The 11,974-nt window shown below is 43.9% G+C and carries 14 protein-coding genes and 1 pseudogene; 3 read left to right on the top strand and 12 right to left on the bottom strand.

Annotation, left to right across the window (positions count from 1 at the left end; all coding sequences use genetic code 11):
* Positions 1–93: 93 nt before the first annotated feature.
* Together adk and GBN19_RS13080 are read right to left on the bottom strand one after the other, a co-directional pair.
* A complete protein-coding gene (gene adk, locus GBN19_RS13085) occupies positions 94–753 on the bottom strand; it encodes an adenylate kinase (protein WP_151709478.1) in 660 nt (219 codons plus the stop codon).
* 74 nt (positions 754–827) lie between these two features.
* Positions 828–2,144, bottom strand: coding sequence for a hypothetical protein (locus tag GBN19_RS13080; protein WP_151778444.1), 1,317 nt, complete (start codon positions 2,142–2,144; stop codon positions 828–830).
* 318 nt (positions 2,145–2,462) lie between these two features.
* Between GBN19_RS13080 and mrdA the strand changes: the two genes are divergently transcribed.
* Positions 2,463–4,484, top strand: coding sequence for a penicillin-binding protein 2 (gene mrdA, locus GBN19_RS13075; RefSeq protein ID WP_151778443.1), 2,022 nt, complete (start codon positions 2,463–2,465; stop codon positions 4,482–4,484).
* A gap of 2 nt (positions 4,485–4,486) precedes the next feature.
* A complete protein-coding gene (gene rsmD, locus GBN19_RS13070) occupies positions 4,487–5,035 on the top strand; it encodes a 16S rRNA (guanine(966)-N(2))-methyltransferase RsmD (protein ID WP_151778442.1) in 549 nt (182 codons plus the stop codon).
* 3 nt (positions 5,036–5,038) lie between these two features.
* Here rsmD and GBN19_RS13065 read toward each other — a convergent pair whose 3' ends face one another.
* From GBN19_RS13065 to GBN19_RS13020, 10 genes are all read right to left on the bottom strand, one after another.
* Positions 5,039–5,263, bottom strand: coding sequence for a hypothetical protein (locus GBN19_RS13065; RefSeq protein ID WP_228271273.1), 225 nt, complete (start codon positions 5,261–5,263; stop codon positions 5,039–5,041).
* Between the two features lie 236 nt (positions 5,264–5,499).
* Positions 5,500–6,075, bottom strand: a complete 576-nt coding sequence (locus GBN19_RS13060; protein ID WP_151778440.1) for a HupE/UreJ family protein — start codon at positions 6,073–6,075, stop codon at positions 5,500–5,502.
* Between the two features lie 11 nt (positions 6,076–6,086).
* The gene (gene ureG / locus GBN19_RS13055; protein ID WP_111892820.1) at positions 6,087–6,701 is read right to left on the bottom strand and encodes an urease accessory protein UreG; all 615 of its coding nucleotides are present in this window, start codon (positions 6,699–6,701) and stop codon (positions 6,087–6,089) included.
* Between the two features lie 48 nt (positions 6,702–6,749).
* The gene (locus GBN19_RS13050) at positions 6,750–7,415 is read right to left on the bottom strand and encodes an urease accessory protein UreF (protein ID WP_151778439.1); all 666 of its coding nucleotides are present in this window, start codon (positions 7,413–7,415) and stop codon (positions 6,750–6,752) included.
* The gene (ureE, locus tag GBN19_RS13045) at positions 7,402–7,884 is read right to left on the bottom strand and encodes an urease accessory protein UreE (RefSeq protein WP_151778438.1); all 483 of its coding nucleotides are present in this window, start codon (positions 7,882–7,884) and stop codon (positions 7,402–7,404) included. Before ureE ends, GBN19_RS13050 begins: the two co-directional genes overlap by 14 nt.
* Positions 7,885–7,952: 68 nt before the next feature.
* Positions 7,953–9,653, bottom strand: coding sequence for an urease subunit alpha (ureC, locus tag GBN19_RS13040; protein WP_151778437.1), 1,701 nt, complete (start codon positions 9,651–9,653; stop codon positions 7,953–7,955).
* A gap of 16 nt (positions 9,654–9,669) precedes the next feature.
* Positions 9,670–10,119, bottom strand: a complete 450-nt coding sequence (locus tag GBN19_RS13035) for a GNAT family N-acetyltransferase (protein ID WP_151778436.1) — start codon at positions 10,117–10,119, stop codon at positions 9,670–9,672.
* A complete protein-coding gene (locus GBN19_RS13030; protein ID WP_151778435.1) occupies positions 10,119–10,427 on the bottom strand; it encodes an urease subunit beta in 309 nt (102 codons plus the stop codon). The genes GBN19_RS13035 and GBN19_RS13030 overlap by 1 nt, the downstream gene beginning before the upstream one ends.
* Before the next feature lie 14 nt (positions 10,428–10,441).
* A complete protein-coding gene (gene ureA, locus GBN19_RS13025) occupies positions 10,442–10,744 on the bottom strand; it encodes an urease subunit gamma (RefSeq protein WP_111892830.1) in 303 nt (100 codons plus the stop codon).
* Positions 10,745–10,843: 99 nt separating this feature from the next.
* Positions 10,844–11,716 carry an urease accessory protein UreD gene (locus GBN19_RS13020; RefSeq protein WP_228271274.1) on the bottom strand — a complete coding sequence of 291 codons (873 nt, stop codon included), beginning with the start codon at positions 11,714–11,716 and terminating at the stop codon, positions 10,844–10,846.
* A gap of 129 nt (positions 11,717–11,845) precedes the next feature.
* On the opposite strand from GBN19_RS13020, the pseudogene GBN19_RS13015 reads away from it, so the two are divergent.
* A pseudogene (locus GBN19_RS13015) lies at positions 11,846–11,974 on the top strand (IS5/IS1182 family transposase); the annotation flags it as partial.

Below are 11,974 nucleotides of genomic sequence, written 5' to 3'. Positions count from 1 at the left end.
GCAATGAGTGCCAATTTGAACATCATGTGCGATTTTCTCCTCTATAAAAAAAGAGCCTACGAGATTTGTAGGCTCTTTATTTTTTTAAATCAATTATTTCGCTTGATCTAAAATCGCGAACAAATCAGTTTGAACATTGTCAATTGGGCGTAAGCCGTTCAATTTGTCATAGCTTGGGGCATTTTCACCAGAAGCTGCACGACCTTGATAGAAGCCAACCAATTGTTCAGTTTCTGCATGGTAAGCAGCCAAACGTTTACGAATGGTTTCTTCTTGATCGTCTGGACGTTGAACAAGATCTTCACCAGTTTCGTCATCTTTACCTTCCACTTTTGGTGGGTTATAGACAACGTGGTACACACGACCCGATGCAGGGTGCTGACGGCGACCAGAAAGACGGTTGATGATTTCTTCATCTGGTACATCAATTTCAATCACGTGATCGATGTTAATGCCTTCTTTCTCTAGCGCTTCTGCTTGAGGAATCGTGCGAGGGAAACCGTCAAAAATACAGCCATTGACACAATCAGGCTGGGCAATACGTTCTTTGACTAAGCCGATAATTAAATCGTCAGAAACCAAACCACCAGATTCCATTACACTTTTCGCTTTCAACCCTAATTCGGTTCCTTCACGAATCGCTGCACGGAGCATATCGCCAGTTGAAATTTGTGGGATATCATAGCGCTTACAGATCAACTGAGCTTGAGTACCTTTACCTGCGCCAGGTGGTCCGAGTAAGATAATGCGCATCTAATAAATCCTCATCTAAAATGAAAACAGTCTTAACCCGTCCAAAGATTTTAAATCTCTGAAACTGTTAAGTATTATAAAAAAGCAACAAACAAATGTATTGTACCAGCAATAAAGCCAGTCACCCCCCCCAATACAATCAAAATCCACTCATCCTCTTTAAACGCGGGACGTAACAAATTCTGGAACTCGCTTGGAGTTAGATCACGAATACGATCTCGAAACATTTGAAATATTTTACGTGCACGGCTCGCATTAAATGCAGGGTCGCTTACAGGTACCATCGTAATTTCAATTGAGCGGTCAATCAAGTCTGTTTTTAACTTGGCATACTCTTTTGGCCCTAAAGACAATTGCAAGGTGGTACGAACCAAAGGCGTGTCCATAATTTGATTGACATGCTGTTTCACAAGGCGTCGGGTTTTATCTTTATGATGACCATACATCATTTCAGTCATGATGGTTTTTAACGTAATTAACTCTTCAGTCACTACTTTAGCAAAAACATCGGAAACTTCTTCCTGACGTTTCATGAATGCACCTTGAATATTATACGTCCCAATGCGAGGGATCACAGGCACAACCCATGGAAATTGGTGATTATGGGTACGGCGGAAAAATTGTGGATAACGAACATAATGGGGATAGAGCGGATTAAACACCATCCAAATCGCAATCCAGTTGGTCAGAAAACCCCAAATGGATGCCCAAAAAGGAACTGTCCAGTGCCAAGGCACCAAGAACCAAACCACCATTTGAAATAAACCAAACACACAACCAATCAAGGCACTGATATGCCAAATAAAATTGATTTCTTTTTGTCCGACTTTCAAAAACATGCGAACCATGAGCTTGGGGTCAGCTTCCATTTGGCTCACCACCATTTCACGCATATCGACCAATGACTCGACATTGTAGGTCAGCTCAGTGACCAAATGTTCAAGAACGGCAGGCAACTGTTTATGTGCCTGATCATAAATACGACGACGAATGGAATATGGAATATTTTCCCAAAGTACAGGATTGCGCTCCAGCATGATTTCATCAATCAGGTTTTCCAGTTCATGATTGACTTGTTCCCCAATGATTTTTGCCATTTCCTCAGGATCCATTGCCTGCAGAAACTCACTGAGTGAACCAATTTTTTTTAAGGTGTTATCTGTGATAATGCCTGAAATTCGACCCGCTTTACGTGGCACAATGCCTTGCCAGCCAATGGGTAAATTGCCAAGATGAAAACCCCAAAAATGAATGGGGTAAAAGACCATTTTCAGTGCCATCCAAACATGTGCCCATGTTACAAATGCAGTCACGGGAATAATACTTAGTACCGCCCAGTGATCAGGACGATGCATAAAAACTTGCCACAAATGACTAATAAATTCGAACATGCATGCTCTCGTACGCTATGACTTCAGGAGTTCAATAGAAAATGACCATTTTGAACGAATACAATTGCTTAAAATATACCAAATTTGTAAGACCGTAATTTTACCACTTCACAAACGTGATTTTTAAATGTTGTTCTAGCACGCACTGTAGCAGATTTTCAGCTTGCACTGTAGCCAGATTGACAGAAAAACTGCTGTCAAATCAGTCAAACTACAAGTTTTACACAGAATGGGTAAAATACCTGCGACTTTCATTGTCGGGTTGAGTTAAAATAATCCGCCTTTAATTCTCCCCTCTGGCTGATTGACGATACGCATATGAAGCAACATTTTCCCTTAAAGAATGTTCAAGAAGAAAAACGCCTCTTTCGTAGCCGAATTTTTATTGCCATCGGGATCGTTTTCTTATGCTTTGCAACACTGATTGCGCGTTACGTTTATTTGCAGATTTTTCATTATCAAGAATTCCAGACCGCATCTGACAATAACCGTATTCGTCTACAGCCTCTGCCCCCTGCACGTGGTTATATCTATGATCGTAATGGAATTTTACTCGCAGACAACTATCCTGTTTTTACTGCAACGATTAGCCGAGCCGATGTTGAAGATATTGATGATACGGTTAAAAAACTGATTCCTATTCTTGATCTAACCCAAGATGATATTGATCGCTTTAATAGCCGAATTAAAACAGCCAAAAAGACCGAACGGGTCGCACTTAAACTGAACTTGAATGAAGCCGAAATTGCCAAATTTAGTGAGGTTAAATACCAGTTTCCTGGCGTCAATATCGAAACACAAATGACGCGCTACTATCCTTATGGCGAATTATTTGCCCATGTGATTGGTTATGTAGGGCGAATTAACGACCGTGAATTAAAAAATATTAATAAAGATGTTTATGCAGGGACCAACCTGATTGGGAAAATTGGAGTTGAAAAATCTTATGAAGATTTACTGCATGGCACACCTGGCAATGAATCGGTGGAAGCCGATGCGCATGGTAATGTCCTGCGCCACTTAGGTCGTAAAGATCCTGTTCGTGGTAATGATCTTTATCTTTCCATTGACTATGGTTTACAAACGGTCGCCTCTGAACAACTGGCAGGTCGTCGTGGTGCAATTGTTGTCATGGATCCTCGTACAGGTGAAATTTTAGCAATGGTATCGAGCCCAAGTTTTAACCCGAATCTGTTTGTATCAGGGATTAGCACCAAAGACTATGTGGGACTCCGCGACAACCTTGACCAGCCACTTTATAACCGTGCTTTACAAGGGGTTTATCCACCTGGCTCAACCATTAAGCCTGTTGAAGGACTTGGTGGTATTAATTATGGCGTGATTGACTGGTCAACCGCCATTAATGACCCGGGGTATTTCCACTTGCCTGGCGACTCACATAAATTCCGCGACTGGAAAAAAACAGGACATGGAATTGTTGATCTCAACAAAGCTATTCAAGAATCTTGTGACACGTTCTTTTACATTTTGGCGAACCAAATGGGAATTGATCGCATGAACTCATGGATGCGCCAGTTTGGTTTTGGAGAAAAGACGGGGATTGATCTGCCAAATGAAAGCTCAGGCTTATATCCGAACCCAGAATGGAAAATGCGTACCCGTAAAGCCAAATGGCTCAAAGGTGAAACGATTTCGGTCAGTATTGGTCAAGGTGCATTTACCGCAACTCCAATTCAACTTGCGATGGCCATTTCGATTGTATCGAACCACGGTTATCATCTTATCCCGCATGTGGTGAGTAATACCCGTGGTGCTAAACCCTTTCCTGTACGTAATGCCCCCGATGGTCGTGTTCAATTTAAAGGCACAGATGAAGACTGGAGCAAAATGCGTGATGCGATGGTAGATGTGATTAACTCAGGGACAGGTCGTGGTATTCGAACCAATGCCTATCAAATTGCAGGAAAAACAGGGACTGCACAGGTTAAAAGTATTGCACAAGGTAAAAAATATAACGAAGCAATTTTGACAGAGCGCCAACTTGACCATGGTTTATTTGTGGGATTTGCTCCTGCTGAAAAGCCTGAAATTGCAATTTCAGTCATTTTAGAAAATGGTCGACATGGTGGTTCAGCAGCACAATTGGCTCGCCCTGTCTTTGATTACTGGATGGTTCAACGTAAAAATAATCCGATTCGACCAACCACGCATCAAATCACAGGCAGCTTGATGACCGCAGGCATTCAACCAAGCCAGTTACCAAGTGGGCAGAGTATTTTACAAGCCGATCCAAATGCTGTTCCCAATAAGCAAAAAAATCAGCAGATGAAGAAACCCAATGCAGCGACAACAGCACCACAAGCTGAGATAACGGAATAATTATGAAAAATCAGTTACGTATTATTGGTGGAGAATGGAAACGTCGTCAGTTGAGCTTTGCTTCAATTGATGGCTTACGCCCAACACCTGACCGTGTACGTGAAACGCTGTTTAACTGGTTAATGTGGGATATCCAAAATGCGGTTGTGCTAGATGTCTGCACAGGTTCAGGTGCGCTAGGCTTCGAAGCTTTATCGCGTGGGGCTGCACAAGTCATCATGATTGAACCTGATTGTACTCAGGCGAAATTCCTCAAAGATAACATTCAATTGCTCAAAGCTGAAAACTGTCAGCTTTATCGCAATACCGCGCAAAGTGTTTTACCCCAGCTCAATCAAGCGTTTGATCTGGTTTTTCTTGATCCACCTTATAGCTTGGATTTGTGGCAAGAATTGGCTGAACTTGCCGATGCCCATTTAAAAGATCAGGGCTTGATTTATGTAGAAGCTGACCGAGCACTTAATCATTTAAAGCTCCCTTCTTCATGGAAGCTCCTCAAGCAGACCAAAGCAGGTCAAGTTCAAGCAGGTTTATTTCAAAAACAAGTTTGATCATCACTCAGTAATTTCCTCCTGATCAGGAGGATCATCACGGCGCAAGTCTTCTGCATAGACCGTTTCACGGCGAGTCTGTTGTGGCTCATGTTCACGACCATCATCGTCATGAAAGCCATTTTCGATATGTAAGGGTTTCAGCGGTTCAGAAGATACAATCATATGCTTAGGCTGCGTGGCATGTGCAGGTAGCACCATACAGCCATTGAATGAAATCAGACACATTAGGCTAATCCAAAAATACTTCATGGCAAGCTTAATCAGCAGAATAGCATTGCGCTATTGTTAATGAAGCATCCTAAGAACTCTTGCTGAGTGATGTAAATTGAACCGTGGTTTCACGGAAGTTTTGCAACTGATGAAAACATCATGTAAGCGCATGTGAAAAATGATGTGCTTCAGTAAAAAAGTTAAAGCAACGAATTACTTTAACTTTTCTTTGATATCTAACAAAGACTAAATTATGCCAAGCCTAACAAACCAACCAGTGCCACCATGCCTGCTACGATTTTACGACCTTGCTCTGGAATATAACGCTCAAGCAAAGCACCCACACCCAAACCAATACCGTATAGCAATGCCATTGCAGTCACCATGCCGAGCATCAACCCTGCCCAGTGCCCATGAGAACTCAGTTCAACGCCATGTGCCATACCGTGGAAAATCGCCAAAGTCGCGGTTGCCACAGGCATTAAAACACTATGTTTACGCCACAAAGCCACAGCCAACAGCATTAACGATGCCACAATGCCATATTCTGCAACGGAAGCACTCAATAGATTCTGCGCGCCAACCATAAAACCAATCAGTAAAGCAGCCACTAACGCAACTACACCCGACATTTGCGATTGACGTTTGGTTTTCCAAAGCAAGATACCTAGACCTGCCGCCATAGACATATGATCAAGCCCAGTAAATGGATGGACAAAACCACTTAAAAAGCCCAATTGTGGAAATTCATGCCCAGGATGTGCCATCGCAAGCACAGGTAATGCACTCAGGATCAAAGCACTGCTCAATGTTTTTAAAATTTTCATGCCATGACTCCTTATGATTTAAATAAACCTTGTTTCTCAATGAAGCTAATGATTTCTGCCAAACCATCTTGGGTTTTCATATTGGAAAATAGGAAGGGCTTTTCACCACGCATACGCTTGGCATCCTGATCCATCACATCCAAGTTAGCGCCAACCATTGGCGCGAGGTCAGTTTTATTAATAATCAGCAAATCTGACTTGGTAATGCCTGGTCCACCTTTACGTGGAATTTTCTCACCGCCTGCAACGTCAATCACGTATAAGGTCAAATCGGACAATTCTGGGCTAAAGGTTGCTGCCAAGTTATCACCACCACTTTCAATGATGATCAGTTCTAAACCATCAAACTTTTCACACAAGTCATCAATCGCTGCGAGGTTAATCGATGCGTCTTCACGAATTGCAGTATGCGGGCAACCACCCGTTTCCACCCCGACAATCCGCTCAGGATTCATGGCTTCATTGCGGGTTAAAAAGTTCGAATCTTCTTTGGTATAAATGTCATTGGTCACAACTGCCATGTTGTATTTGTCACGTAAAGCACGGCATAAATTTAAGGTTAATGCGGTTTTGCCTGATCCTACTGGGCCACCAATTCCGACACGCAATGGGCTACGTTCTGACATTTTTGTTTCCTTCTTAACGAATTGCACTCATAAAACAAGGCAATCTTTTTATGATCTAAATAATCGTGAATATTGGGTTTCATGCTGCATACTCAGCATGGCATAGTGTGGTAACGCGCTACTGATTTCATGGTCTTGCAATTGCATGGCACGCTGTATGGCATCAGGAATCAGCCCATGCACATGCCATAAAATCCGCTGCCCTGCGATTTGCCCAAGTGGCACAGTTTTCACAGCAGCCAAGACCTGATTTTCCAGTACGGTAAAGGTATAAGCTGTCAGCACATCAACCAGTTTCAGATCCAAACGCCCGCACAACTGTGCATAGACAGGTACAAAACCAAACTGTTTTTTGACTTCCACAGGAATTTGCAGCACATCTTTAATCCATGCATTTAAAGAAAATGCCAATTGCTGCGACTCTGCCAAAAATTCTTTGCTCTCTCGACTGGCTCGGTACAGATTCGCCCATTGGTCAAACTGTTCAATGTCTGCATAACTCTGCATTAAGCGCTGTAACATCGGCAACTCAAAACGCACCAGCAACATTTCCAGTACCTCTTCAAAGTACGCTTTGCTACTGGCTTCATCCTGAATCAGTCCAATCTGAATGACACTTTCCACACCTTGCGAATAACAGTACGCACCGACTGGCAATGCTGTCGAAGACAGCGTCAATAACTTCAGCAGTTGCGCTGCATTAGTGATGGACATGATGCAAAGCCTTAATCGGGCTTAAACGATGATCATGGCTGTGCTGAGCATATGCGCCACTTTCAGGTTCAAATGGATGCTCAACTTCATTCACTGCCAAACCTAAACCTTCCACCATTTCAGCCAAGACATGATCTGGCTCGAAATATAAAGCGGTTGGGGTCAACATCAGTGGTACATGACGGTTACCCAAATGATATGCCGCCTTGAGCAAATCAAATGGTGTCGGTGCAGTCACACACATCAATCGTTCAGCTTTGGCATCAACACGTAAAATTTCACCATTTGGCGTGGCAATCAATGAACCACTGCGTAAAATGCCCGTGCGTGGCAAGTCTGCACCGATATCCGTTCCATTGTTTAATGTGGCACGAAAACGTGATTTCTGACGGGTATCAAAGCTCAGTTCCACCACATCAAAAGGCTGTTCCACTGCGATATTGTCAAGACGTTGGGTATAAATTTTCATGTTGTCATACTCACTTTCCATGGCTTTTGTTCTTGCACAATATTGCAAAACTCTTTCAAATCTTTTTTTTAAAATAAGAAGTAGCGCTGTGCCATCGGCAGCACATCCGCAGGCTCACAGGTGAGCAACTCACCATCAGCACGGACTTCATAGGTTTCAGGATGCACATCCATCACAGGGCAATAACTGTTGTGTTTCATGTCCTGCTTGTTGATATCACGAGTATTTTTGCATGGGCTAATCATTTTTTTCAGTTGGAGCTGTTCTGCGATGCCTGCATCAATCGCCACCTGTGGCAAGAATGTCAAACATGTGCGATGTACCCCACGCGGAAATGCACCAAACATCGGACGATAATGTACAGGCTGAGGCGTTGGAATCGAGGCATTAATATCCCCCATTGGTGCAGCCGCAATCATGCCACCCTTAATGATCATGGAGGGTTTCACCCCAAAAAAAGCAGGTTTCCACAACACCAAATCCGCCAGTTTCCCTTCTTCAACCGAGCCGATTTCATGACTCAAACCATGGGTAATCGCAGGGTTAATCGTATATTTGGCGATATAACGCTTCACACGGTTGTTATCGTGCTGAGCATTGTCACCTTCTAAACTGCCACGCTGCACTTTCATTTTATGGGCAGTTTGCCATGTGCGAATAATCACTTCACCCACACGCCCCATCGCTTGTGAGTCCGAGGACATCATGGCAATCGCCCCCATATCCTGCAAAATATCTTCCGCAGCAATGGTTTCGCGGCGAATACGACTCTCGGCAAATGCCACATCTTCGGCAATCGCTGGATCAAGGTGATGGCAGACCATCAACATATCCAAATGCTCATCAATGGTATTGACGGTATAAGGACGGGTTGGATTGGTTGAAGATGGTAAGACATTGCTTTGCCCAATGGCTTTTAAAATATCAGGTGCATGCCCACCGCCTGCACCCTCGGTATGGTAGGTGTGGATGGTACGCCCTTTAAATGCGGCAAGGGTTTCTTCCAAAAATCCGCCCTCGTTCAAAGTATCGGTATGAATCGCCACTTGTACATCGTATTCATCGGCAACGCTCAAACAGTTATCAATCGCTGCAGGAGTTGAACCCCAATCTTCATGTAACTTCAACCCGATCACGCCTGCTTTGATCTGTTCACGAATCGGATCTGGCAAACTCAAGTTACCTTTACCCAACAGACCGATATTCATTGGCAGATCATCAACGGCTTGCAACATCGTGCCAATATGCCAAGGGCCTGGGGTCACTGTGGTTGCCGATGTTCCCGCAGCAGGCCCCGTTCCACCACCAACCATGGTAGTCACGCCTGACATCAGGGCTGTTTCCACTTGCTGCGGGCAAATCCAGTGAATATGGGTATCGACACCGCCAGCCGTCAAAATCTGTCCTTCACCTGCAACCACTTCTGTGGCTGCACCGAGTGGAATGGTAATATTCGGCTGAATATCAGGGTTGCCTGCCTTACCAATTTTCCAGATACGTCCATTTTTCAGACCAACATCGGCTTTGACAATGCCCCACCAATCGACAATCAAGGCATTGGTAATCACGGTATCTGCGACCTCATCCGCCAATAATTGTGACTGCCCCATCCCGTCACGGATGACCTTACCACCACCAAATTTAACTTCTTCACCATAAGTGGTGAAGTCTTGTTCCACTTCGACAAACAACTCGGTATCGGCTAAACGGACACGGTCACCGACGGTAGGCCCAAACATTTCCGTATACGCACGACGCGACATTTTCATGATTTTCACCCTAATTTTATTGTGTTGTGGGATAAGTCTTTTTCATGGCAATAAAACGTAGCCCATGTGCTTCTTTCACATCTTGTACGGTTTCAAAACCAAAATGGCGATACACGTCTTGTGCAGCACAGCTCGAATTGACGGTAAATTCCTGAATCTCTTGCTGCAAGGCGTGCTGCTCGACCCATTGCCATAGCTGTTTGCCAATCCCTTGCGACTGATGATGCTGATCCACAAAGAAATGCAGCAGATGCGCAGGCTCACGATACGCAATCACCCCTAAAATTTGCTGATCTTGCTCAGCAACAAATGAATGCACTTCAGAATGATGAATAAAGTCCAGCACCACTTGCTCAGTAAAATGTGCCAACCCTGATTCATCAACCACGAAATCCTGCATATAGGGCTGCATTAAAGTTTGAATCGCCTGAACATCTTGAGGAGTCGCCTGCCGAATTTGCATCATCAATCCAGTTTTCCCATGACACGTCCTGCAAAGCCATAGACTTCACGTTTGCCTGCCAACGCCACCAACTCAACATTTCGGCTTTGCCCTGGCTCAAACCGCACAGCCGTTCCTGCAGCAATATTCAAACGGAAACCTTTACTGGCTTCACGGTCAAACTGCAAGGCATCATTCGCCTCATAGAAATGAAAATGTGAACCGACCTGAATCGGACGATCACCAATATTGCTGACGGATATTTTTAAAGTTTCTCGCCCAGCGTTGAGTTCAATGTCTACACCAGAGGTCAGTACTTCTCCAGGAATCATATTTATTCTCCTGTTTAAACAATCGGTTGGTGAACTGTGACCAGTTTTGAACCATCAGGGAATGTCGCCTCCACTTGAACTTCGGCAATCATTTCCGCAACACCATCCATCACATCTTCACGCCCAAGCAAAGTCGTGCCATAGTGCATAAGGTCAGCAACACTCATCCCATCTCGCGCACCTTCAAGTAGTGCTGCTGAAATAAAAGCGATTGCCTCTGGATAATTCAGTTTTAAACCACGTGCCTTACGACGCTCTGCCACCAGACCCGCGGTAAATATGAGTAACTTATCTTTTTCTGTGGGATTGAGTTCCATATCTCTTTCCTGATTTATTTGCCTTTAACTAAGCAAAATATGTGCTAAAACACAGCTTAATGAAATTGGATGTTTTGAAAATAAGCAATATGACGTAATTTAAGTGCGCCAGATGCGTGGAAATTCTTCATCCAGATCAAACCAATAGCGACGCAAACGTGCCCGAATCGCAGCAAATGCATCGTGACATTGCCGTGTGTCTTGTCCGAGATAACGTACGCTCACCACATCATTCAATAAAGTTAAGGTGACAGGAACCTTCATACGCATCATTAATTCACGAATCAATTCAATCTGTTCTTCTAAAATCACGTTTGCTCGAAATTGCTCAGGCGCGACCGCCCACAAGTTGCCAAGCACTGCTTGCCGATTCATGCCTAAACAGGAGTTTAGCCAACGGTCATTGCCTTGAAATTGCAAGGTATCTGCAACCAGTAACTTATCTGCACGCCATAACCGCAATTGATTATGGTACTGACCCGTTTCAAAGCTTTCCTGACGTGCCTGACGTCCAAGCACCAGCATATCCCAGCCAATAAAGCTCGCTGACTGTGCCAGATGAATGTGCGTTTCTGAATAAGCATTCGCACCATTAAAGAGCATAACTTCTTGAGGCAACCACTCTAATGTTGCCTGATCTTGTACCTGTAAATAAGTATGTTGAAAGGCTTGCTTTCCATTGGTTTTATACCACTTTCCTGCGCCAGGCGTGGTGACTAAGGCATGTGCCTGTTCTTGCACTTCCACATCAAAGGTTAAATGATCTCCACCCGCAATCCCCGCAGGTGGATGTACAATGATGCTATGACACACCCCTGTTTTTTCAGGCCATAACATTTTTTGCACCCGAAGTGGGCCAAAATGCTTTCTATGACTTAATATGGTGCGTTTTTGCTGTGCGGTAAATTTTAATTCTAAGCGTGCATACCAACGCTCAGGCTGTGATATCCCTGTGATCAAGGCATTTTGCATATGACTCATACATTTAGCTTCACTTTATCGTATATTTTATATAGCGAAAATTGCGCCAACTTTTCAAATTAAAACGGCTTTGTTGCACAAAGCTATTCTTAAGGGCTTCTTCAGCGATATAATTTTCAAATGAAGAAGCCTACACACAAAATCTACCGCACAACCAATTGGCCCGCATATAACCGAGCTCTCATTAATCGTGGGAATATTGCCATTTGGTTCGATCCAAAGACCCAGTGGTATGCACAATCACAAGGC

This window comes from Acinetobacter brisouii (assembly GCF_008993995.1).
Lineage (GTDB): Bacteria > Pseudomonadota > Gammaproteobacteria > Pseudomonadales > Moraxellaceae > Acinetobacter > Acinetobacter brisouii_A.
The sequence above is the reverse complement of the archived record's forward strand: the minus strand, read 5'-3'. Positions and strand labels throughout refer to the sequence as shown.